At 65.4% G+C, this 22,967-nt stretch carries 18 protein-coding genes and 1 pseudogene; 5 read left to right on the top strand and 14 right to left on the bottom strand.

From position 1 onward, the window contains the following. The 4 genes from BMX16_RS15450 to BMX16_RS15460 all read right to left on the bottom strand — a co-directional run. Window positions 1-250 (bottom strand): helix-turn-helix domain-containing protein (locus BMX16_RS15450; protein ID WP_143058066.1); only part of this gene is annotated, 250 nt, incomplete at its 3' end. Window positions 251-426: 176 nt separating this feature from the next. After that, entirely contained in the window at window positions 427-741 is a 315-nt protein-coding gene (locus BMX16_RS17400; protein WP_143058067.1) for a hypothetical protein, read from the bottom strand. A 47-nt stretch (window positions 742-788) separates the two neighbouring features. Then, the gene (locus BMX16_RS17405) at window positions 789-1,058 is read right to left on the bottom strand and encodes a hypothetical protein (protein WP_143058068.1); all 270 of its coding nucleotides are present in this window, start codon (window positions 1,056-1,058) and stop codon (window positions 789-791) included. 397 nt (window positions 1,059-1,455) lie between these two features. Continuing rightward, window positions 1,456-3,282: a hypothetical protein gene (locus tag BMX16_RS15460; protein ID WP_089905437.1), complete on the bottom strand. Its 1,827-nt coding sequence runs from the start codon at window positions 3,280-3,282 to the stop codon at window positions 1,456-1,458. A 328-nt stretch (window positions 3,283-3,610) separates the two neighbouring features. On the opposite strand from BMX16_RS15460, the gene BMX16_RS15465 reads away from it, so the two are divergent. Further along, a complete protein-coding gene (locus BMX16_RS15465; RefSeq protein WP_089905439.1) occupies window positions 3,611-5,848 on the top strand; it encodes a hypothetical protein in 2,238 nt (745 codons plus the stop codon). 167 nt (window positions 5,849-6,015) lie between these two features. Here BMX16_RS15465 and BMX16_RS15470 read toward each other — a convergent pair whose 3' ends face one another. The 6 genes from BMX16_RS15470 to BMX16_RS15495 form a co-directional block, all read right to left on the bottom strand. Further along, the gene (locus tag BMX16_RS15470; protein WP_089905441.1) at window positions 6,016-6,729 is read right to left on the bottom strand and encodes an acylneuraminate cytidylyltransferase family protein; all 714 of its coding nucleotides are present in this window, start codon (window positions 6,727-6,729) and stop codon (window positions 6,016-6,018) included. A 13-nt stretch (window positions 6,730-6,742) separates the two neighbouring features. Further along, window positions 6,743-8,275: an N-acetylneuraminate synthase family protein gene (locus tag BMX16_RS15475; RefSeq protein ID WP_177174700.1), complete on the bottom strand. Its 1,533-nt coding sequence runs from the start codon at window positions 8,273-8,275 to the stop codon at window positions 6,743-6,745. Continuing rightward, window positions 8,184-8,906, bottom strand: coding sequence for an inositol monophosphatase family protein (locus BMX16_RS15480; RefSeq protein WP_089905445.1), 723 nt, complete (start codon window positions 8,904-8,906; stop codon window positions 8,184-8,186). The genes BMX16_RS15475 and BMX16_RS15480 overlap by 92 nt, the downstream gene beginning before the upstream one ends. A gap of 118 nt (window positions 8,907-9,024) precedes the next feature. After that, window positions 9,025-9,642 carry a P-loop NTPase family protein gene (locus BMX16_RS15485; RefSeq protein ID WP_089905447.1) on the bottom strand — a complete coding sequence of 206 codons (618 nt, stop codon included), beginning with the start codon at window positions 9,640-9,642 and terminating at the stop codon, window positions 9,025-9,027. Between the two features lie 276 nt (window positions 9,643-9,918). After that, a complete protein-coding gene (locus BMX16_RS15490; protein WP_089905449.1) occupies window positions 9,919-11,244 on the bottom strand; it encodes an NAD(P)/FAD-dependent oxidoreductase in 1,326 nt (441 codons plus the stop codon). Next, window positions 11,244-12,605 carry a glutamine synthetase family protein gene (locus tag BMX16_RS15495; protein ID WP_089905451.1) on the bottom strand — a complete coding sequence of 454 codons (1,362 nt, stop codon included), beginning with the start codon at window positions 12,603-12,605 and terminating at the stop codon, window positions 11,244-11,246. The genes BMX16_RS15490 and BMX16_RS15495 overlap by 1 nt, the downstream gene beginning before the upstream one ends. 204 nt (window positions 12,606-12,809) lie before the next feature. On the opposite strand from BMX16_RS15495, the gene BMX16_RS15500 reads away from it, so the two are divergent. Continuing rightward, window positions 12,810-13,541 (top strand): GntR family transcriptional regulator, encoded by a 732-nt coding sequence (locus tag BMX16_RS15500; protein ID WP_089905454.1) that lies wholly within the window; start codon window positions 12,810-12,812, stop codon window positions 13,539-13,541. Between the two features lie 139 nt (window positions 13,542-13,680). Here the strand turns inward: BMX16_RS15500 and BMX16_RS15505 are convergent, their stop codons facing one another. Both BMX16_RS15505 and BMX16_RS15510 read right to left on the bottom strand, forming a co-directional pair. Further along, a complete protein-coding gene (locus BMX16_RS15505) occupies window positions 13,681-16,587 on the bottom strand; it encodes an autotransporter family protein (protein WP_177174701.1) in 2,907 nt (968 codons plus the stop codon). 245 nt (window positions 16,588-16,832) lie between these two features. Continuing rightward, complete coding sequence (locus BMX16_RS15510) at window positions 16,833-18,260, bottom strand: class I adenylate-forming enzyme family protein (protein ID WP_177174702.1); 1,428 nt, start codon at window positions 18,258-18,260, stop codon at window positions 16,833-16,835. A gap of 278 nt (window positions 18,261-18,538) precedes the next feature. On the opposite strand from BMX16_RS15510, the gene BMX16_RS15515 reads away from it, so the two are divergent. The 3 genes from BMX16_RS15515 to BMX16_RS15525 are packed head-to-tail and all read left to right on the top strand — an operon-like array spanning window position 18,539 to window position 22,238. Continuing rightward, a complete protein-coding gene (locus BMX16_RS15515; protein WP_089905461.1) occupies window positions 18,539-19,045 on the top strand; it encodes a 2Fe-2S iron-sulfur cluster-binding protein in 507 nt (168 codons plus the stop codon). Beyond that, complete coding sequence (locus BMX16_RS15520) at window positions 19,042-20,028, top strand: FAD binding domain-containing protein (RefSeq protein ID WP_089905463.1); 987 nt, start codon at window positions 19,042-19,044, stop codon at window positions 20,026-20,028. Before BMX16_RS15515 ends, BMX16_RS15520 begins: the two co-directional genes overlap by 4 nt. Window positions 20,029-20,042: 14 nt before the next feature. Beyond that, the gene (locus tag BMX16_RS15525; protein ID WP_089905465.1) at window positions 20,043-22,238 is read left to right on the top strand and encodes a xanthine dehydrogenase family protein molybdopterin-binding subunit; all 2,196 of its coding nucleotides are present in this window, start codon (window positions 20,043-20,045) and stop codon (window positions 22,236-22,238) included. Between the two features lie 41 nt (window positions 22,239-22,279). Here the strand turns inward: BMX16_RS15525 and BMX16_RS17410 are convergent, their stop codons facing one another. Together BMX16_RS17410 and BMX16_RS15530 are read right to left on the bottom strand one after the other, a co-directional pair. Next, entirely contained in the window at window positions 22,280-22,729 is a 450-nt protein-coding gene (locus tag BMX16_RS17410; RefSeq protein WP_143058069.1) for a hypothetical protein, read from the bottom strand. Continuing rightward, a pseudogene (locus tag BMX16_RS15530) lies at window positions 22,698-22,967 on the bottom strand (IS5/IS1182 family transposase); the annotation flags it as partial. The pseudogene BMX16_RS15530 and the gene BMX16_RS17410, both read right to left, overlap by 32 nt.

Here is a 22,967-nt window from a genome sequence, read left to right on the forward strand (position 1 = left end):
CAAAATCCAGGTAATTCTCACGCACCAACAGGACAGCAAAGTCGCGTATCGCAGGATCGATCCGGTTGTTGGATCTGCGACCGCGCGCCTTGTGCCGGATCGCACCTGGACCTTCGCTCTGAAAATTCTTCAACAGCCTGTGGACCTGTCGTCGGCCCAGTCCCAGCACATTGGCAGCGGTCACGGCCGTCATGGTGCCGCGCGTCACCTGGCTCAGGACTTCAATGCGGTTCAGTTCGCGTTCGCTCATGATGATTAATCCCACGGCCACACTCCAATCCTGCTTGATCGACAGGGAAGTGTGACACTTCTACTTTGCAGATATGGGACATTCTAACTTTGCGCTTACAGATGAATATCGCATAATGATGATTATGTCATATAAGGATTCACTGATAGTGTTAATATCGGCCTGTCCTGCAGCGATCATCGCAGGAGTATGGCGATGCATTCGAACGCACCGACACCGCAAAACCCTGCAAGCACATACCGAAAGGCATCCAACCGTGCGCTCACTGGACGCTGCCTGGTCCACAGCGCAGGCAAACCGGCCTTCAGCTTTGCTTTAACGCCTTTGACCTTCCGAGGCGGCTTAGCTCTTTTCCGCAGGTCGGCATCGATGAATGCGTTTTCCAATTTGGCAATCTCGGACAGACTGTTGGCCCAGGTCGTATTCGCACGCAGGACGACTCCGGGATTTCCGACGATAACGCAGTTCGCGGGATAGGTCTTGGCCGCCACGGCTGACGGTCCGACAATGGATCCTGCCCCGATCCGCGCACCGGCCATCACCGTCGCAGGTCGCCCGACCCAGACCGCTGTTCCACGACGACCCGGTTGCGCTTGGCCGCGATCACCGTCTTGTCCGGCAGACTGACCAGCCCATGCTGGTTCGCCCCCTGGATCAGGATATCGTCGGAAAAGAGACAGCCCTTCTTGATCAAGAGATCCGTGTTCAGCAACACGGCCCTGACGCCGCCTGCAGAGATCCGCTCTTTGATGATGGCCAGACAGCTGCCGATGACAGGATCGGCAGCGCCGGTCATGCGGATGGTCATGGCCACCGATCCACCGGCAAAATTGACCACGCAATGCCCGGGGCCCTTGAGCTTGAAACTCATCCTGTGCGGCACCCGATAGAAATAGAACGAACACCCCGGCGATCGGGCGAGACCATCGAACCTGATCCGGTGCAACTGGTCCGGGTCGCCCGGACGGCACCAGACACGACACTTCGATATGTCGAAATCCTTGGGATTATTGACCGTCAGATCCTGCAGCGGGATCCAGTCCAGCACGGCCGCTGGATCGTGGCGATCCACATATTTACGCAGCTGTCAGATCACATGCCGTTCGGACAGCATCGCCCATAACTCTATGACATTCATGGGTGACTGTCCCCCGACAGGCCCACCGCCCACCGACGGATCTGGCACGGGCAGGTGTGTCGCATCCTCACAGGCCCAGCTTATCCGCCCAGAAGGCGCGGCCCGTCAGCGTCGGATACGCCGACCGCCACTGCGTTGCAATCCGGTCGTAATCGCGCCGCAGCCGCAGGGTATTGCGGAGCAGCCGCAGGCTTTCGCGCCAGAACCGCCTGCGGTCCCGGCGCACCGTATAGCTGGCCGTGCGCTGCGCGTTCAGGAATGTGATCTCGCGTGCGCCATACATCAGGCGGAAATCCTCGCGGCTGATGGCCGGCAAGGTCAACCGGGTACCGAGCCATGTGGAAAGCGGCAGCAGGTGCCCGTTCAGCGTCAGCAGCAGCAGCATGCGCATCGGCCGGTTCAGCCAGCCGCGGCGGAGCTGCGGTGCATATACTACAGGCGCCCATACCTCGGTCGTCGTCAGAGCTTTGAGGTCGCCGCGACGCTGCGCCATGTCTGCCGTTTCGGCAAAGAACTCCGGTCCGCGCAGTACATCCTCGATCGCAAGGTTCACCGCCGACAGACTGTCGTAATGGAACCGCAGGACCGTACGCAGATAAAAGCCGAGGAACATACGTTGCAGACCCCACCAACCGACGTCCTTGTCCTTCAGGCTCAGGTGGTGGGCCAGATGGCTCCGCATGTCGAGGTACCAGGTGGTGGGCGACGCCTTGTCGATGAAGCTCTGCTGGACGGAGGCCACGCCGGGCAGCGTCACGAAGCTGAAATCGTTCGCCAGCGAGAAACTGACGTCGTCGCCACGCACGAAGAACGGAAACGGCAGCGACGTCACCTGTGCCAGAGGAAAGGCGAAATACCACCAGCCGCCGTAGAAGCCCTGCGGCACCGGATCGGTAGTCGCAAACTCCATCGCGAGCACGGTGTCGGCGCGGCGCAGGTCGGCATGGTGATACAAGGGCCGGCAGCCCCTGTGGAAGGTCGCGCCATTTTCCCACATCTGCCAGCGGCTGTCGCCGTCCAGCATCGCACCGGCCACCGCCAGCTTCGGATCTCGGCTGTAGGCCAGCATCATCCAGGTCCGCGTGACGGCGCCCATGTGGACGGAGGCGTCATCGTCCATGAACAGGCAATGGGTGGCACCGGCCGCCTGTGCCTCGAGCAGCCCGCGGGTAAAGCCACCTGCACCGCCGAGGTTAGCATTGCCGAACAGCGTGACTCCGTCGCCGTCGATAGCCGTCACCGACCGGCCGTTGTCGATCACGAACATCCGGATATGGTCGCGCAGACGCGATGCAGCCCGGAACCGTCGGAACCGGTCCATGGTTGCCATCACTTCGGCCTCGCGGCGAAAGGTCGTGACCGACAGCACCAGATCGGGACGCTGCCGCGGCGGGGTGGATGTCGTCCAGCCGAAGTCGTCCAACCGCCCGTCACCCAGCGCCGTGATCACGAAAAACAGGACGCATCGCGGGTCTACCTGTGCGATGGTCAGCGGTACGGTCAGCAACCCGTCCAGAGTCACCGTCTCGCCAAAGATGCGGTCTGCGAAAGGACTGTCTTCCACCTGCCGCATCTGGAACTGCAAATCGGCGGCCATGAAGATCGTCAGGTGGAACCGACCCTGCCCCCGCAGTTGCAGCCCCAAAGGCATGTCGCCACAGAACCTGCGCCATTTGCCGAGGTTGAAGAGGTTGAAATAGGTATCCGTCCGCGCCGTGCCGCCAGCGCCAAAGGTGATGCCGCCCAGGTCCAGCGACAGGCCAGCCGCGCCATCCAACACGACATAAGGCAGTTCCTGGGTCGAGACGGCCCGTTCGGGCCAGATCGCTGGCTGGATGATGATGGCACCATCCCCGCTCTCGTCCGCAGTTGCGGCCATAGCCTGCATCGTCATCGTCCTGCACTCCTTGGGCCGTCCTGACGCGTCCGTTCCGTAAATGCCGGAACGGACGCGACTCGGCCGTGTCCTACCCCATCATCGGTGGATTCGACAGCCGTCTGCACACCATGGGCACGAAACCGCAACCGGGACTGGGTCTGGACCAAACCGGAGTCCGCAACCTGCCTCAGAGACGACCCGAACGGCCGACGGTGCGGACCGCAGGTCGCCGCATCTGCCATCACTGTTCCTGCGCGCCAACGGCGCCAAGGCACGTCCCCGCTAGATTGAACCACGGCAATCATCATGTTATCCGGCACGGCCACTGACCCACGAGGACGACATGGACATCCATGCATACGACGCCGCGCTCGCGCAGAAATTCGACGCCGCGGCGCAACAGTGGCCCGACCTGAAAATCTACATCGACGACGTGTCGCAGTGCTTTCGGGATGTCATTGCCTGTTTCTGTCATCCCGACCCGCAGGTTTGCCGCACACGTTTCGACGCGGCCAGCCATGCCTATTCACGCATGCTCCGCGGCTATTCCAAGGAAGTCCCGGCCTATCTGCAGGTCTTTGAACAGGCCAAGGCCCATTTCGCCAAAAAGACCGAGCAGCCCCCGCCCGACAAGGACCGACTCAAGTTCTTCGAGCACTGTCGCGACTTCCTGACAACACTTCAGCGCGCCCGCCTGATGGGCCAACCCGCCCCGACGCAACCCCAGAACATGCCCACAGGCAACACCCTCATGTACCGGGCCACGACATTCCTGAAGGGCTTCGAGGCCGCCGATGACGGACAGATCACCAACTGGAGCCTGCTCAACCAGTCGCGAAACGAAAGTCAGGTCGCAAGCACCGCGCAAGGCGTCGGAATCCTTGACGCCCACGGGACGCCGACGTCGCGCGCATTGTTCACGGTCCGCACGGGTCAGGACACGCTGACGATCGCGATCTATGACAGGAACCCCATTATCCTGCATTGCCTGGTCCATGGACCCACGGCAGACCTGCTGCGCACCGCCAGGGACGATCTCGCCGGCCGCGACCTTGCACCGCTGCCCGCGCAAGACCCGGTGACGCCCGCGGGCACCGACGACTACACCGCCAGGCATTACGATCACCGGCGTCGCGGGGCCAAGCGGTTCAACGCATCCTGCATCCTGGCCATCGGGGCGAACCGCTACTGGGCCTTCAGTCGCAAGCTGAAGATCTCCGATCTTATCCGCAAGATGCCCCGCGCGACGCCGTCCCATGCAGACGGATTCGACATCGCGGCGATGTATGACACGACATTCGAGATACGCTCATGCGTGCCGCTTGGCGGCTACGTGACCCTTTATCATCTGCACCTGCCGCAGCCGGGGCTGGATGTCGTGGCACTGGACGGATATGGCCATGTCGTCCTGATCGGCGCAGATTTCGCGATCGGCGACGTGTTGCGCTTTCAGAAGTCGATGGATCATTATGCGGGACATTTCCGTGAACGCGGCGACGCAACATGCCCGTCGCGCGAGTTCTTCCACATCGCGACGCGTTTTTTCAACGACGCGGTCCCGCAGCGTACCGCGCCGGGCCTGGCCCTTTCCTATGGCAACTGGCGGGTCGGGGATTGCAGCTTTGCCCTGACATCGATCCGGCAGGTGGCCGATCTGGGCTATCAGGTCGATGTGCTCAATCAAGACAGCGAGTTAATCGGACTGGACCCGGACACCGCGCAGACCGCGCCCCATCTGCGCGCCCTGTTTGGCGAGGCCGCGATGAAGCGCATCCGGTTCAACGCCGACTATCTGGATGGCCTGACCCATCTGATGCTCGGTAGCCTGGGTCTGGACCCGGGCTGCCGGTTCGCCTTCCAGTCGCGCGGGCGGACCTATGGCAATTTGTGGCAAAAGACGATGTTCCCAGAATGGGACGGACGGCGTACCGACCTCGTCTTGGGTTCCCCGCCGCTCCGCCTGCAACCCACGCAGCCGTTCGGCATCTTCTTCACCCTCGATCTGGAAAAGCGGCGCTGGCTCGAACAGGAAACTTTTCTGCGAAGCCTGGTGCTGTGGACCGAAGGGCTCCGCACGCCGGTCAGGATCATCCTGAACGGCATGACCGGATACCGTCACCCGCACCTGCTGAACGCCGCGACCCTCAAGACCTTCGATCGGGAGGAAAAGATCGTTTCTGGCATTAGATCGCGGGTAATGCGCAAAGCCCGCAACACTCAGCTGATGTCGATCGCAGAACTCGACTTGGATGGAAAGTGTCGCGCTATCTCCGAACAAGTCCATTACTTCATCGGCCCACTCGGGTCCGGCACGGTTGTCCCGTCTGTCCTGTATAGCAAGCCTGGATTGATCTACAGTTCACATGCTTTGTTCAAGATCAACAGGGACTCCTTCAAGAACCTCAATCTCCTAATCGGACCCTGTACAGAGATGATTCCCCAGCATTGGGTCACTGATACGGACAAGCGCGACCACCGTATCTTTCCCGATGCCGAGATGACGAGTTACTCGATATCACCAGACAAGGTACTTACGCTGGCATCGTCACAGATATCGTATCATCTAAAGCGGTCTGCATAGGCCGACCCATCGCCACGTCGACAGGACTGCTGCAAACTTTAGCGTCTCAGACCAAGATTGATAGACCTGCGGCGTGCATCGCCGCAAGAATGGATGGCCATTGATCACCTGTGAATGTCCGGGCGCATGCTGGCATCCTGCGGTGGGACGAGATGGTCCGGATCCTGTTACAGCAGGGACTGTCCGTTCTGACGCCGCGCACGGGCGATCTCGTCCATCAGCATGAACTGATCCTCCCAGTCGATATCCATCGATTCACCCTCCTCCATCTCGAAGAAGAACGGCCTGTGGCCGATGCGGTCGCGCGTGTCCCGCATCAGGGCAAACGGCATCGCATAGATCGCATGGTTGATGTCGAAGACGGGGACGATGTCCTGACTGCGCGGCCAGCGTTCGATGCTGTTGTCGTAGTTGAACGGGCGGCCGTCGCGCCACAGGAACTTCTGCAGCTTCGTCGCGCTGATCAGACTGTCGTGACCGGCCGCGCGGATCTGCGCATAGGCGGCCAACGCCCGGTCGTAGACGGCGGCGGTCGTGAAGGGATGCGTGACATGGGTCCAGAAGATATCGCCATCCTCACTCAGATGGGCGATGTAGTCGGAAATGAAGGCTCCCATCGACGTGGCGGAGTTGCCCCATTCATCGGGACGCGGCAAAGGTTCGACCCGCGGATCCTCGGTCGCAGCGAAATCTGCGGCATAGTCCAGGACCGCCTGATCGTTCGACGACACGATGATGCGGTCCAGCCCCGCCACCTCTTTCAACTGCCGCAACTTCAGCTCCAGCAGGCCGCCGGCGTAGCCTGCGAAGGGCCGCGTGTTCTTGTGCTTCACACGCTCGCTGCCGGCGCGGCAGGGAATGAAACCGATCATCTGCGTCATGGCAATCCGATCCTCAGGCCGACGTGCGGCGATACTTGTGATGTTCCGACGGGGCGATGGCCTTCTCCTCGGCGCCGACGATCACCTCGGCCTCGCGCACCTTGCCTACGTAGTCGCGGAACGCGGGCGTCGTCAGATCAAGGGCGACCGCATCGAAATGCGCCCAGTCGGTGTTGCCGAGCTTCACGTGCTTTTCCACCATGCGGGCACCGGCGGCCACGGCCATGGCCGATCCGAACCAACCCGGATCGTGGCTGGAATAGGCAGGCACGATGCGCGGGTCGGCCTTGGACAGCCGGTCGTAATGGCGGACCACGCCGATGTTGGCATCCGACGGCGGCGTCGGATAGGCCGAGTTCGCCTGCATCAGATAGAGCTGCGGCGCATGCGCGAAGGTCTTCAGCACCCAGTTCTCGTAGGTGCGGTCTGTCATGCCCGTGGACAGCACGATTCCGCAGCGGCAATCCTGCGCCACATGGGACAGATAGTCGGTGTGTTCCGAGATCGTCGACGGCAGCTTCACCAGCGGCGGTGCGAACTGCATGACGAAGCGGTAGGACGGCTCGTCCAGCACCGAAGCGAACCACTGGATGCCGAGCCGCTTGCACAGCGCATCGAGAAAGCGGAACCCCTCCGCCGACAACTCCAGCTGGTGGCGGTAATCGGCGAAGGTGGTGCCGAAAGGCGAGCGGTAGGGCGCGTCCAGCTGCTCGCGCGTGTAGAACGTCTCGACGTCACGCTTCTGGACCTTGACGTAATCCGCACCCGCCGCCGCCGCCGCGCGCACCATCCGTTCCAGACGCCCCAGATCGCCGAAATGATTGGTCGTGATCTCGGCCACGATGGACACGGCCCAGGACGTGCGGTCGGGACGGTCATGGACATCCGGCAGGAACATCTCGACCAGATCGTCGACCGACAGGCGCGAATAGGCGCGCGATCCCACATGGGTCACGTTCAGCGCCGATCCCTGCAGCGTGTACAGGGCATTGAGCAGGAAGTTCTCCTGCATGCCGATCATCATCGCGCGGGTCTGGTCGTCGCCCGTCTCGTAATGCGCACCATCCACCTGCGCATAGCCCAGTTCGGGCTGGAAATCGAAGCCCACCATGTAGACCTGCTGCGGCCGGCCCCGGTGGCGTGCCACCTCGCGCGCGACCTGCAGGGCCGACATGAACAGCACATCCTCGATCGCGAAGTCGTCCGACAGCAGGCGCTGGACCATCAGGTCGGCGCTTTCCTGGCCCAAGGAGATGTGCGGCGCACGGAACACCTCGCCCTGCGCCGGCCTGAAATCCGTGGACGTCAGATAGAGCTGCGCGCGCGCACCCGTCTCGGCCAGCGCGGTCTTGACCCAATCGCCGTGAAAGATCGTGACGTCGGCGGGATAGATCCGCTCCGCATCGTTGATGCCGATGACGAGCGATCCGGCATAGACCTCCGACGGGATGCGATCAGCCGAGGGACCCTTGCCCAGGATGAAGATCGTATCGGTGCCGTATGTCGACGCGATAGCGCCGACCCGGTTCGAGAAACTGTCCGTCATATGCTTTCCCATCGATCATCACGTCGCAGCCCGCCTCGCGCGCCAAGGCGACGCCACCCAGAAGATCCCAGTTGTAGGCCCCCCGCGGATTGACGAAGCGCGCATAGGATCCGCGGATCACGTTGATCAGGTTGTAGACCGCGCATCCCATGATACGCGATTCCGGGTTTTCGGCGATGCCGCGTCCAATGTCCTCGTTATAAGAGGACGAAAACCCCACGATGCGCGACTGCGGCACGCGGGGAATGTGGCCCGACATGACCACGTCGTTCAACTCGGGCATCATCAGCAGGCTGCCGCGATGCTGCCCCTTGTGCCAGATCGACAGGGTGGTGCCCCATTCCTTGAGGCCGGAACAGAAGTTCTCGGTCCCGTCGATCGGATCGAGGACCGCGACCCAGTCCGTGTCAAAGGCGGTGTCCGGCTGCCAGCTTTCCTCGCCAACGAACCGCAGGCCGGGCAGTGCTTCGCGCAGCAGACCCTCGATCTCGCGCTCCAGAAACACGTCCGCATCGGTCACGGGGCTGCCATCGGGCTTCCACGTGATGTTGTAACGCAGGTCCATCATGCGCGGCAGAGAGGTCAGGACCAGGTCCCTGACCTGCCCGAGGAGAGGCGTCACATCGTCCACGAATGCTCCTGCACGTGATTTCCGCGGACCCTATAAATACGGCGACGCGGATGCAAGCCGACAGGTCGATGTCCTTGATAGGCGAAGACGACATGGGGCTGCCGGGTTATCGCAGGCGTCAGGCCAGCAGTGCGGGATCGCCTTTGACGACGCATGCGCCGTCGACGATCAGGCCGGGCCCTGCACCCTCGGGCCTGCGGCAGGCCACGACGAAGGCCTCGACCTGTCGGTAATCCTTCAGATGGATGATCGGACGCGATGGACCGAACTGCGCGATCACATTTTTGACCTGTCTGCGGTGATGGGATCGCTGCTGCCACGCCAGCCAGAGCTGCCCCAGCGTGCGCGTGCCGAAGCGGTCGATGCAGCCTTCCGACATGAAGGGGCGGACCTTGCCACTGAACCTGTAGGACCGCTTGACGATCCGCCAGGCGCGGACGGGATAGGCGATGTCCACCCAGATCAGCAGATCCGCGCGGGCTGCACGGATATGGCAATTCTCGAAATGATCACCCTCGAAGATCCATGCGTCCTCTGCGTAGATCCGCGCGGTGATGCGGTTCTTCTCCCCCACCGAGCGAAAGACGTATCCGGGCCGCCAGCTGATCTCGTCCATATAATGGGCCGGCAGGCCGGTCCGGTCCGCCATGCGGTGGGCCAGGGTGGACGATCCCGCCCCCGACGCGCCGAAAACCATGATGCGCCGCACGACGGTGGCATCTGTGGTGTCAGTCATTCATCTTGTTTTTCATCTGCAGGCCCGGGATCGACACGACACAGGTGTTTTCAGAGAATCCCGTGTAACAGAATCAAGACGGTCCGACAGTCAAAATTCGTGCGGGCGGTGGATCCACAGCCTGTATCGCGCGCGGAACGCACGGGGGTGGTGCAGGGGGCGCTGGCGATCCCGTTCGGCCACGCCACCCGAAAGGCTGCGCAGACCGTAAGGCAGGTCCGCGATCGGGCCGTCCGCGACGGCGACCGATCCTGCCTTTGTCGCTCGCCCCGCCCCCTACAGCCCCAGCCTGTCGCGCAGGCCGTAATACCAGCTGCCCATCACCGAATAGGGCACCCGCAACGCGCGGCCGCCGGGGAAGGGATACCATTTCAGGCCCGCGAACACGTCGAAGCGGGTGAGGTCGCCGTCGATCGCCTCGGACAGGATGCGGCCGAAGGTGTGGCTGCCGGTGACGCCATGCCCTGAATAGCCGTGCGCGAAATAGGTGCCGGTGCCCAGACGGCCCATCTGTGGCACGCGGCTGAACGACAGGGCGAAATTGCCCGACCAGGCGTAGTCGATGCCCACGTCGCGCAGCTGCGGGAACACGCGGTCCATGTTGCGCTTCAGCTTGGCCTTGATGTCGCGGGGGTCGGATCCGCCATAGACGGTGCCGCCGCCGAACAGCATCCGCTTGTCGGCACTCAGCCGGTAGTAGTCGAGGATGTAGCGGATATCCTCGATGCAGTCGTCGCCGGGCATCAGATCGGCGGCGAGCGCGGGGTCCAGCGGGGCGGTCGCCATCATCTGCGTGCTGACGGGCATCACCCGGGGTTCCAGATCCGGCACCGCATCGCCCAGATAGGCATTGCCGCACAGCACGAGGATGCGGCTGGTGACGGACCCTTGCGCCGTGCGCACCACGGGCCGCGCCAGCATCGTGTCCGCCGACAGGATCGGCGACTGCTCAAAGATCACGCCGCCGAGGCTCTCGAACGCCGCCGCTTCGCCCAGACACAGGTTCAGCGGGTGCATGTGACCGCCCGTGGTGTCCAGAAGACCGCCCGCATAGAGGTCGGACTTCACGTGAGCACGCAACTGATTGCGGTCCAGCATCACCTGATTGTCGATGCCGTAGCTGCGCCACAGGGTCTGGCGCACCTCCAGTTCCTTCATGTGCGCCGCCGTCAGGCCGACGAAGACGTTGTTGGGCTTCAGGTCGCACTGGATGCCATAGGTCGCGACCCGGTCGCGGATGATCTCGCCGCCTTCCTGCACGAGGCCTGCGACGAAGGTGGCGGTATCGCGGCCATACCGCCTTTGAATCGTCTGCAGGCTGGCGTTCAGCCCGTTCACGATCTGACCGCCGTTGCGCCCCGATGCACCCCAGCCGACGCGCGCGCCCTCCACGATGACGACGGAATAGCCCTTTTCCGCCAGATGCAGCGCCGTGGACAGGCCGGTATAGCCCGCCCCCACCACGCAGACGTCGGCGGTGATGTCGCCCCGCAGCGCGGGGCGGTCTGGCGACGGATTGGCCGAGGCGGCGTAGTAGCTGCCGGTGTGCTCGCCCGTGCCCGCATAGGGATGGGGCTGTGGGATCGTTGTATCCTTGGGCATCACACCGTCTCCAGATAGGTGTCGTATTCGAATTCGGTCACGTGGCGGTTGAAGCGGTGCTGTTCCTGCCGCTTGCAGTCCACCAGCATCCGCTGCAGGCGCGGCGCATAGATCGACTGGATATGCGCGCCGTTCTTGAAGGCCTGAATGGCCGTCGCCCAGTCGAGCGGCAGGTGCGCCAGCTCCTTCTCCTGCGCATAGGCGTCGCCCACCAGCGCCTTGGTCGGCTCCCACGCGCCTTCGATCCCCAGAAGTGCGCCGCCGAGGATGGAGGCGAGCACGAGATAGGGATTTGCGTCGGCCCCCGCGACCCGGTGTTCGATCCTGCGCGCGCGGCTGTCGCCGCCGGGAATGCGCACGGCGACCGTGCGGTTCTCGTAGCCCCAGGCGACGGAGGACGGCGCATGGGTGCCGGGCAGCAGGCGGCGGAACGAGTTTTCGTGCGGCGCAAAGACCAGCGCGTTTTCCTGCATCGTGTGCAGCAGACCCGCCACCGCATGCATCATGATCGGCGTGCCCTCCTCGCCGCCGTTGTCGAAGACGTTGCGGCCCTCCGCATCCTCGAGGCTGAAGTGCACGTGAAAACCGCTGCCCGCCCGGTCGCCGTAGGGTTTCGCCATGAAGGTCGCGGCAAAGCCGTGCTTGCGCGCGATGCCACGCACCAGCCGCTTGAACAGCACCGCATCGTCGGCGGCGCGCAGCGCGTCGCCCACATGGCGCATGTTGATCTCGAACTGGCCCGCGCCGTTTTCGGAAATGGCGCTGTCGGCCGGGATGCCTTGCATGTGGCAGGCCTCGTAGACGTCGTTCAGGAACTCGTCGAAATGTTCGAGCTCGTCCAAGGACAGCGCGCCGTCGCTGTCCAGCCGCTTGCCGGTCACCGGCGACAGGGGCGGCTGCGGGATCGTCTCGGTCGGATCGACGAGGTAGAACTCCAGCTCGGTCGCCACGACCGGCGTCAGCCCCTTGTCCGCATAGCGTTTCACGACGGCGTCGAGCGCATGGCGCGGATCGCCCATGAAGGGGCGGCCATCCTCGTTGTAGAGGCTGAGCGGGATGAGGGCGGTGGGCCGCGAGGTCCAGTTGATCGGCAGGATGCCGCGCCCGGTATATTGGCAGATGCCATCCGCATCGCCGGTCTCGAACACCAGCGCGCTGACCTCGATGTCCTCGCCCCAGATGTCGAGGCCCGCCAGCGACAGCGGCATCCGGATCGATCCCTTGAGGATCTTGGCGGCCTGGTTGGCATCCACCCGCTTGCCGCGCAGGGTGCCGTTCAGGTCGCAGATGCAGGCGAAGATGTTCTCGATGTCGGTCTGGGCGTTCAGCCAGTCCAGATGGGCGGCATGATCCAGATCCATCTGGCCCGGATTTTGGCCCCTCTGAGGCGGCAGGGTGGGCAGGGTCTGGTCCATGACGCGGGGGCTTTCCGAGAGAATTGTCGCTTATCCCAGAATATGATCATATTACGGATTGTGTCAACGCGGCCGGCCGCTAGGGTGCGCCCAGAGCCGCCTCAGCCCCGACAGCTCAGCCCCGACACCGACGCCCGGACCCCTGCCCCCATGCCACAGTCCCGTTCCGCCACCCTGGTCAAGACCACGCCCGACCCCGAGGCGATCCCCGCCATCCCGCTGCTGGCCCTGCCCCCCGGCACCTCTGACCACGAGGGGGTCTATCAGCGCCTGCGCGCGGCGATCATGACAGGCGTCTTCGCCCCCGACACGACGCTGACCCTGCGCGGGCTGGCCGAGGCGCTGTCCTGCAGCCAGACCCCGGTGCGCGAGGCCGTGCGCCGCCTGTCGTCGGAACATGCCATCGCGGTGCTGGAAAACCGCCGCATGTGCATCCCTCCCATGACCGCCCGCAGGTTCGAGGAGATCCTGTCCCTGCGCCTGACGGTCGAGGTGCATGCGGCCCGCCGCGCCCTGCCTTACGTCTCCGACGCGGTGATCGCCGCGATGGCCGATCTGGACCGACAGCTCGATGCGGCGCTGGCGGCTGGCGACCAGACCGCGGTGACGGCGCTCAATCAGGCGTTCCACCGCAGGCTCTATGCGGCCAACCCGCACCAGACCGTGCTGCCCGTGGTCGAGAGCATCTGGCTGCAGTTGGGGCCGTTTCAGCGGCAGGTCGTGGAACGGGGGCTGAAATACTATGTGCAGGACCGGCACCGCCAGATCCTCGACGCCCTGCGCCGCCGCGACGGGCCGGTGCTGGGGGATGCGATCCTGAACGACATCACCGACGGCATCGCGATTTCGGGCCGCAGGTATCTGGCCGAGGTGCAGCGATAGGTCGCGGGGATCCGTCTTCAGGCAGACGCCTTGGGGCGCTGCCCCAAACCCCGGGATATTTTCAACCAGAAGAACCGGGGACCGCGATCCCCCGCGCAGGCGATATCTGCACGGGGGATCGCGGAGGGGATCTGGTGGTTCAGAACGAGAAGTTCAGCGCCGCCCCCAGGGCCCCCTGACGGCTGCCGTCGGCAAAGCTGCCGTCGGCGGACAGGGTCAGGTCCAGACTGTCGGACAGCGCATAGGTCGCATCGGCCCCGATCAGCAGCCGCGTGCGGGCGGCCTCGACCCCCTGCACCGCGAACCCGGTGGTCGAGCCGTCCAGCGTCAGCGCAGCCGTGCCATAGGTGTTGGCCAGTGCCTGCTGCACGCCGATGTCGGCGGCCACCTGCAGCGTGCGACCGCTGCCCAGCACCATGTCGGTATCCACCGCCACGCCCAGCGTCAGCGCCGCGCGGTCGTTGCGGCCCGCCTGACCCGACAGGTTCAGGCCACCGGCCCCGGTTTCGGCAAAGCCGTCGACGCTGACGCGGCTCAGGTCGATGCGGGCGAAGGGGGACAGGCCCAGCGTGCCGTTCGCCGTCTGCCGCACCTGCTGATAGCGGACCTCGCCGGTCATGGTCAGGGCGTCCGCATCCATCTCGGCGGTGGCGGTCCGGTTCAGGTTGCCGAAGGCGATGGTGCGCCGCGTCTCGACGTTCAGACGGCCATAGGCCAGCGCGCCGCGCACGGCGACACCCGTCTCCAGACGGCCCGCGCCGCTGGACCCGAAGGCGCCGATGTGGAACCCGTCCGCGTCAGCGCTCTGGTCGATGTCGGTCAGGTCCAGCTCTGCGTCGGTATAGCCGAGGGCAAAGCCCACCGTGGTCATCGCATCGGGCCGTGCCACCACGCCGCCCGCGATCGCGGTGCTGCGGCTGTCGAAGCCGCTGGCGTTGCCGTCGCCGTCCACGTCGTAACGCAGGCCCTGCAGGCTGATCCACGGGCTGGCGGCCCCCATCAGGCCACCCATCATGGGGGCCGCCGCCTGGCCGACCTGTGCCGTCGCGGGGGCTGCCCCACCCAGCTGGTCCAGCATCGCACCGGCAAAGCTGGCGGACTGGCCGCCGACCGCGCCCTCGACCTCGGCGTGGATCTGCCCGCCCAAGGCCGCATAGGCCGCGTTCAGGTCGGCGGCGTTCAGCGGCAGCAGGTTGTTCAGCACCGCCGGGTCGGCGGCAAAGCCGAAGCCGTTCAGCCCCAGCACAAGTTCGAGGTTGTTGTCGCCCACGGCAAAGCGGCCGAAGTCGGGCACGACGCCGGGCGTTCCGGGCTCGACGGGGGTTTCAGGATCGACGGGCGTTTCAGGATCGACGGGTGCCACCAGCACGGTGCGGATCAGCTGCACGTCAGCCTCGCCATGGACCAGCGTATATTCGACCAGTGCCGCATCCTCGGTCACGCCGGTGAAGGTGCCGGTGACGCCATCGGCGGCAGTCAGGATCGTGTAGGTCTTCGGCGTGGCATAATCAGCCGCCGCGTCAACGTCGGTGGGGGCGACGGTGCCATTCAGGGCAGCCGCCCCGCCGACGGCCAGCAGGTCAGACGTGCCGTCCGCATCCAGTTCGACCGCGAAGGTCGATCCGGCCGCAAAGGTGACGTCGCCGTCGACCGTCAGGGTGCCGACCGAGTTGCCGGGCGCCAGGCGCCCGCCGGACTGGACGGTCACATCGCCCATGATCGTGCCCGCACCGCCAAGGGTGCCGCCGTCGGCGACCGTTACGGTGGTGCCCACAGGCGGGAGCACACGCCCGACGGACCACTCCTGCATGCCTACGACGGTGTTGACCGACAGCAGACCGTCCTGCACGTCGATCCGCGACACGCGCACGGCGGGGTCTGGCGTCTCTTCCTCAAGGATCGGATCCTCGATCGGCGCGTCAATGATCAGCATGCTACGCACCCAGTCCAGATTGGCCACACCCGTCAGGGAAATCTCGCCGCTGCCGGTCTTGACCAGCGTGCTTCCCTCTTCGGACTGTTCATAGATGTTGCCCGACAGGGTGGCCGTGCCGCCGGTCTGGCTGATGGTCGCCGTGGCGCTGCGGATCACGATGGTGTTGGCAATGTCCACGCCGTCCTGCAGGTCGAGCGTCGGTGTCGCGGGGGCCGCTGCAAGGGCGATGCGCGTCGGCGAAAAGGTCTGTTCGCCCAGATACAGGGTGTTCCCGTCGCCGACCGCCGTGTCGTTACCCACCGACAGGATGCCGCTATCGACATAGAAATCGCCGGTCAGGGTGCTGGCCCCGTTCAGTGTCAGCTTGCCGTTGCCCACTTTGCGTATAATGCCCTCGCCTTTGACGGTGCCGCCAAAGGTGCCGTTCGTGCCGTCCGACCCGATCTCGAGACCGCTGCCTTCACGGATATCGAGCGTGCCGGTTCCGTCCAGCGATCCGATGCGGGCAAAGGTGTCGTTGAACTCGAAGAAGTTGGTCAGCAGCGTGGCATCCTGCGCGACCGTGACGCGCCCGGTGATGGCGGACCGCTTGCCCATGTCCAGCGTGCCGTCCTGCACCAGCATGGCCCCGGTCAGGGTCCAACCGCTATCATTAAAGATGTCCCGGTCCCCAAGGGCCAGGATGCCGGCGCCGGTCTTGGTCAGCGGGGAGGCCGTGACGGTCGTATTCAGATCCAGCGTCAGTGTCGAGCCCGTGACCACGTCGATCCGCGGTGCGATGCCGCCGAAGGTCAGCACGGCGGTCGGCGTTTGTAGGCCGATCGTGTTGTCGCCGGCCACGTTGTCCACGCGGTTGACGGTGATGTTGTCCACGAGGTTGGCGGTCTGATTGACACTGACGTCGCGGTCAAAGCTGGCGACCGCGGTGACACTGTTCGGGATCACGCCGTCGAACCAGTTGAGCTGATCGTTCCAGCTCGAGCTCTCTTCGCCAGTGAAATATCCAATCTGAAATGTTTGTGCAAATGCCGGGTGGCACAGGGCGGTGGTGGCGGCCAGCAGGGTGGCAAGGCCAAGTGCCGAACGGCGGGGTGCAGTCACAACAGTCATCGGGAAATCATCCTGTTTCAAAACGGGGTCCATACGCATGACGGGTGTGCCGGGACGAATCCGGCACACCCGTCAGGCGCAAACTTACGCGAAGTCATGATGCCAGTTCACGACGTCGTCAAGAAAAGGTGAACGGACCCCCTGCGACGCAGTGACAGCCCTGCAAGGTCTGGCGTTCCTGCCACAGTCCGCACCGGGTCGCGGCCCGTGTCAGAGCCCGTGTCAAAGCCCGTGCGAGGGGCCGTTCAGGCCCCGCCGTGACGGGCCATCAGGGCCATCCGGTCAATCTTGCCGCCCGCATTGCGCGGGATGCGGTCCATCACATGCAGCGTGATCGGCAGCGCCAGCGTCTGCCGGAACGCCGCCGCGATGGGTGCGGGGTCGGCCTGCGTCACCACGGCCGCGTGCAGCGCGGTCAGACCCTGCGCGTCCGGCAGGCCGAAGGCGGCGGCATCCGCCACCGCATCCAGCGTCATCAGCGCCTCTTCGACGACGAAGGGTGCGACCTTGTGACCGCCGAGGTTCAGCATCTCTCCCGCGCGGCCCGACACCCACAGCAGGCCCTGCGCATCCAGATGCCCCAGATCGCCCGGCCGGAACCAGCCGTCGCGGAAGGCCCCGTCTCCAGTTGTCCCGTCGCCAGTGGCCCCCTCCTCGCCGGTCCCGTCCCGGTAGCCCTGCGCCATCTCTTGCGAGCGCAGCTGGACCAGACCCACCTGTCCGGCGGGCAGCGGCTGGCCCGCGTCGTCCACGATCCGCACGGCAGCCCCTGGTATGACCACACCCGCAGCCCCGGCCATCGCCATGGCGGGCGTGCCCTGCGCGATCATCCACACCTCGGTCGTGCCATAGATGAAGACCAGATTGTCGGTGACGCGCGCCGCGAGCTGCCGGATCAGCCGCTGCGGCATCATCGCCCCGGTCAGGGCGATCATCAGCCCCGGATCGCGCGGATACGCCGCCGGCAGCGTCGCAAGCAGGCCCGCGACCTGCACCGGCGACATGATGAGCATGTTGGGCCGAAGCTGGTGCAGCGCGTCACCGGGGCTGAGCGCGCCGGCAAAGCAGACGGTGCCGCCGCGCTGCCAGACGGCGATGGTGCGCAGCAGGCCGCCCGTCACGTCCAGCCCCATGGTGGTGAGCATGCGCAGCGGATTGGGCAGGTGGACCATCGTGTGCAGCCGCGCGTGACACAGTCCATGACCCAGGGCCAGCACCTTGGCCGCCCCCGTGGTGCCGGAGGTCAGTTCCAGCCGCACCAGCGTCGTGTCGGACGGGTGCGGCCAGTCGCGCACCACCACCGGGGCCTGCAGCGCGCCCTGCAGCCAGTCCGCATCGGTGACCGTCTGTGGCGTGGCCCCCACATCGGTCGCGGGCGCCTCGGTCAGCACCCGGTCGGGGCGGACCGCCGACAGGCTGCGGCGCTGCTGCTCCTCTGACACGGATGCGGCGCCGATCCGCAGCAGCGCCATCAGGCACAGCAGGTGGACATAGGGCCGGGTGTCGCGCACCAGCACGACCTGTCCCGCAGCCACCCCCGCCGCATCCAGCGCCTGCGCCATGCGGGCGATGTCGTCCGCCAGCCGGGCATAGGTGATCTCGGCCTGCGGCAGGGCGATGGCGATGCGGTCCGGGCGCAGCCGGGCCTGATAGGGAACGATCTGGTCGAGCATGGGTGGATCCTGATGCGACGCGGGACGGGTGCCGTGGCGTAACATCGCCCCCGGCCTGCGGCAAAGCAATTCAGGTGCCCTGTAGTGGCAACGATATGCGGCCACGGCCAAGCTGCGCCGCACGGACCCTGTCCATCGGGCACGACCCCCTGTCCCCATCGTACGGCGCCTGACGCGGGGGCGGTCGGGGAACCCATCGGCCCCGTGGGTGTTGGCCCGGCGATGCAGGGCACGGGCCCTGCCCCACAACCGATGTTCCCAAACCACAGGATGGCCCGATGCAGACGCGGCTCACGATCAACGGCACCCCTCACGATCTGGACGCCGATGCGCGCACCAGCCTGCTGGATGCCCTGCGCAACCATCTGGACCTGACCGGCACCAAGAAGGGCTGCGACCATGGCCAGTGCGGCGCCTGCACGGTGATCGTGAACGGGCGACGGATCAACGCCTGCCTGACGCTGGCCTGCATGCACGACGGCGACGAGATCACCACGATCGAAGGGCTGGGCCAGCCCGGCAACCTGTCGCCCCTGCAGGCGGCCTTCGTCAAGCACGACGGCTTCCAGTGCGGCTACTGCACCCCCGGCCAGATCTGTTCCGCGACAGCGATGCTGCAGGAGGTCAAGGACGGCTGGCCCAGCCACGTCAGTGGCAACCTGACCGGCGCCATGGACCTGACCGACGCCGAGATCGGCGAGCGGATGTCGGGCAACCTGTGCCGCTGTGCGGCCTATCCCAACATCGTCGATGCGATCCGCGACGCGGCCGAGGTGAAGGCATGAAGTCCTTCGACTACATCCGCGCCACCGACACCGGCCACGCCAGCGCCGAGGCCGCCGAGGGCGCCGTCATCATCGCGGGCGGCACCAACCTGCTCGACCTGATGAAGCTCGAGGTGATGACGCCGGATGCGCTCGTGGACATCACGCGTCTGGACCTGAAGCAAATCGCAGCCACCGACGACGGCGGTCTGCGCATCGGGACGCTGGTCACCAACGCCGACCTCGCCGCGCACATGACCGTGCGCACCGATTATCCGATGCTGTCGCAGGCCCTGCTGGCCGGGGCATCCGGCCAGTTGCGCAACAAGGCGACGACGGGCGGCAACCTGCTGCAGCGCACGCGCTGCTACTACTTCTACGACACCGCCACGCCGTGCAACAAACGCGCGCCCGGCACCGGCTGCGCCGCGATGGAAGGGGCCACGCGCCTGCATGCCATCCTCGGCGGCAGCGACCAGTGCATCGCCACGCACCCCAGCGACATGGCCGTGGCCATGCGTGCGCTGGATGCGGTGGTGGAGATCGAGGCCTCCACCGGCGAGACCCGCCATGTGCCGCTGTCGGACTTCTACCTGCTGCCAGGCGACACGCCGCAGATCGAGACGGTGCTGCGCCGCGGCGACCTGATCACCGCCGTGATCCTGCCAGCCCCGGCGCAGGGCGTGCAGAGCTATACCAAGGTGCGCGACCGCGCCTCCTATGCCTTTGCCATGGTGTCGGTGGCGGGACGCATCGCGATGGACGGCGACCGCATCGGGCAGGCGTCGATCGCCTTCGGCGGCATCGCCCCGCAACCGTGGCGCGATGCCGACGCGGAAGCGGCACTGGTGGGCCAGCCCGCCACGCGGGAGACGTTCGCACGCGCCGCCGACATCCTGCTAGCCGATGCGAAACCTGCGAAAGACAACGCCTTCAAGGTGCCGCTGACGCGCCGCACCCTGATCGCCACCCTGACGGATCTGTGCGGAAAGGCTGCATCATGAACACGCACACCAAGATGGACGCGCACCACGTGATGGACGCGCCGGACCACCGCAACCGGCTGGACGACATGGCGCAGGGCATCCTCGGCACCACGATGGATCGCCCGGACGGCCCGCTGAAGGTCACGGGCACCGCGACCTATGCGCATGAGGATCACCCGGCGGGGATGCTGCACGGCGTGCTGGTGCGCGCCACGGTTCCCCGCGGCACGCTGGACGGGACCCACGACGCCGCCGTGCTGGCGCTGCCCGGCGTGCGCCGCGTGCTGCACGGCGACAGGTTCCTGCGCAACCCAGCACAGGGCACCGCCAACGAGGCCCCGGTGCAGGGCAGCCGCGAGATTTTTTATGTCGGCCAGCCCGTAGCCCTCGTCGTTGCCGAGACCTTCGAGCAGGCCCGCCACGGTGCGCAGCGGCTGGTCCTGCAGATGACGCCCGGCGATGCGGTGACGGACCCCACGGCGGACGACATCGCGGTGGAACGCGACCCGGACGAGCAGTCCAGCATGGGCGATCTGGACAAGGCCATGAAGGATGCGGCCTTCAGCGTCGACCAGACCTATACAACGCCCGGCCACACCTCCGCCGCGATGGAGCCCCATGCGGCGGTGGCCTGGTGGGACGGCGACAAGCTGACGATCCGCGCGTCCGCCCAGATGCTGAAGTACAACAAGAACGAGATCGCCGACAGCCTCGGCATCGACGTTCGAGACGTCCACATGCTGGCGCCCTATGTGGGTGGTGGTTTCGGCGGAAAGCTCGGCATTTCGCCGGAGGCGGTGGCGGCGGCATTGGCCGCACGCGATCTGGGTGCCCCCGTCAGCGTCGCCATGACCCGCAGGCAGGTGTCAGAGGCGACGATGCGCCGGTCGGAAACCGTGCAGCAGATCCGTCTGGCGGCGGACGCGGACGGCGTGCTGACCGGCATCGGCCACGTGGCCCGCGTGTCGCAGCTGGAAGACGAGGATTACGCCGAACCCGTGACGCAGGCGACGCCCTTCCTCTATCGCGGCAAGAACCGCGAAATCGGGCTGGAGCTGGTGCGCGTGAACGCCACCTGTGCCGGATCGGTCCGCGCCCCCGGCGAGGCGGTCGGTCTGACCGCGCTCGAGATCGCGATGGACGAACTGGCCGTCGCCGCCGGCATCGACCCCGTGGAACTGCGCCGCCGCAACATCCCCGAGGTGGACCCGAGCGACGACAAGCCGTTCTCGTCGCACACGCTGGAAGCCGCCCTTGACGACGGCGCGAAGGCGTTCGGCTGGGACGGGCGCAAGACGAAAACCACCGACGGCGACTGGCTGGTGGGATCGGGCATGTCGTCCGCCGTGCGCGTCAACATGATCGGCGAAAGCCATGCCCGCGTCACGCTGAACCCGGACGGGACGTTGCTGATCGAGACGGACATGACCGACGTGGGCACCGGCACCTACGCGATCCTGACCCAGATCGCAGGCGAGATGCTGGGCGTCACCCCTGACCGCATCACCACCGTGCTGGGCGACAGCGACCTGCCGGAATCAGCGGGCTCCGGCGGGTCCTGGGGCGCGTCATCGGCGGGATCGTCGGTGTTTCTCGCCTGCGAGCGCATCCGTCAGGAGATCGCGAAGACACTCGACTGCGACGAAGGCGATCTCACGCTGAAGGACGGCATCGCCACCGCCGCCAACCGCCAGGTGCCGCTGGCGCAGGTGCTGGGCGACGCCCCCCTGACCAGCACCGGCGTCATCGAGCCCGGCAAGACGTCCGAGGCCGTGCGTCAGGCGACGTTCGGTGCGTTCTTTGCGGAAGTGGGCGTGCACCGCGTCACCGGTGAGGTGCGCGTGCGCCGGATGCACGGCAGCTTTGCCGCAGGCCGCATCCTGAACGCCAAGACCGCACGCTCGCAGTGCTTGGGCGGCATGACCTTCGGGATCGGCATGGCCCTGACCGAGGCGATGATTTTTGACCCCCGCGACGGGCGTCTGGTGAACGGCGATTTCGGCGAATACCACATTCCGGTGAACGCCGACGTGCCGCAGCTGACGGTGAACTTCGTGCACGAACGCGACCCTTGGGCGAACCCGATGCAGGCCAAGGGCATCGGAGAGCTGGGCATCTGCGGCGCAGGCGCCTGCGTGCTGAACGCGATCCACGACGCCTGCGGCGTGCGCGTCCGCGACCTGCCCGCCACGCTCGACCGGATCCTGGACGGCCTGCCGGAGGTGTGAGGCAACTGACGGGGGTTTGATCCCCCGTCAGACATGTCTCGTCAACCCCGTTCCAGGTTGGCCAGCGTCGCCAGCAACAGCGCTTTCAGCTGGACGTCGAACTTGCGTTGCGGGGCATCGCAGGGAAAGTCGACCATCGCATCGCGGATTCTGTCAAGGATCGCGAAACGGGGTGTGGCACTTTCATGAAATGTGGCTGGCCTGCGGCTGAGCGACCCAGCCGAAACGCGGCGATAATACAGATCGCGCCGCGTAGGCGACTTGACGGTGATTGGTGTGAAAACATGGAACACCTCGCGCCAATAGGCCACGTCCTCGCTGTGGGCGAGCGTCTCGTCATAGCGAACGCGCCGCAGGATGCAGGACGGCGCGGTCTTGATCGCATTGAGCGTATAGGTGCGGTAGGACTCTGTTGCGCAAATCAGCTGACGGACGGTTTTCCCCTTACCCCAGACGGATTTATGCCACTGCCTTTGTGACGGGGATGCCAAGGGCGGTATAGCCATTCAGGATAGCGATGCGCACCTGGACCTCCGCGACCTGGCGGTCGAAGTCCCGAGCCATCAGCCGCTGGCCCAGCAGCTTTACACAATGCATCTTTGTCTCGACGCGGCTCCGGCGGTGGTATCCGCTCCAGTTCCGCCAGAGCGCCCGACCCAGACACTTCGATGCGCGGAGCGCATCATTCCTGGCTATGGCACCGGCGGTGGTTGGTTCCCATGGTTGGGC

This window comes from Loktanella fryxellensis (assembly GCF_900110065.1).
Taxonomy (GTDB): Bacteria; Pseudomonadota; Alphaproteobacteria; order Rhodobacterales; family Rhodobacteraceae; genus Loktanella; species Loktanella fryxellensis.

Bases quoted from the DNA above. Each gene is read 5' to 3' on its own strand.
- BMX16_RS17405 (WP_143058068.1), bottom strand. From the start codon at position 1,058: ATGACCATCCGCATGACCGGCGCTGCCGATCCTGTCATCGGCAGCTGT.
- BMX16_RS15460 (WP_089905437.1), bottom strand. From the start codon at position 3,282: ATGACGATGCAGGCTATGGCCGCAACTGCGGACGAGAGCGGGGATGGT.
- BMX16_RS15465 (WP_089905439.1), top strand. From the start codon at position 3,611: ATGGACATCCATGCATACGACGCCGCGCTCGCGCAGAAATTCGACGCC.
- BMX16_RS15470 (WP_089905441.1), bottom strand. From the start codon at position 6,729: ATGACGCAGATGATCGGTTTCATTCCCTGCCGCGCCGGCAGCGAGCGT.
- BMX16_RS15475 (WP_177174700.1), bottom strand. From the start codon at position 8,275: ATGACGGACAGTTTCTCGAACCGGGTCGGCGCTATCGCGTCGACATAC.
- BMX16_RS15485 (WP_089905447.1), bottom strand. From the start codon at position 9,642: ATGACTGACACCACAGATGCCACCGTCGTGCGGCGCATCATGGTTTTC.
- BMX16_RS15490 (WP_089905449.1), bottom strand. From the start codon at position 11,244: ATGCCCAAGGATACAACGATCCCACAGCCCCATCCCTATGCGGGCACG.
- BMX16_RS15495 (WP_089905451.1), bottom strand. From the start codon at position 12,605: ATGGATCTGGATCATGCCGCCCATCTGGACTGGCTGAACGCCCAGACC.
- BMX16_RS15500 (WP_089905454.1), top strand. From the start codon at position 12,810: ATGCCACAGTCCCGTTCCGCCACCCTGGTCAAGACCACGCCCGACCCC.
- BMX16_RS15505 (WP_177174701.1), bottom strand. From the start codon at position 16,587: ATGACTGTTGTGACTGCACCCCGCCGTTCGGCACTTGGCCTTGCCACC.
- BMX16_RS15510 (WP_177174702.1), bottom strand. From the start codon at position 18,260: ATGCTCGACCAGATCGTTCCCTATCAGGCCCGGCTGCGCCCGGACCGC.
- BMX16_RS15515 (WP_089905461.1), top strand. From the start codon at position 18,539: ATGCAGACGCGGCTCACGATCAACGGCACCCCTCACGATCTGGACGCC.
- BMX16_RS15520 (WP_089905463.1), top strand. From the start codon at position 19,042: ATGAAGTCCTTCGACTACATCCGCGCCACCGACACCGGCCACGCCAGC.
- BMX16_RS15525 (WP_089905465.1), top strand. From the start codon at position 20,043: ATGGACGCGCACCACGTGATGGACGCGCCGGACCACCGCAACCGGCTG.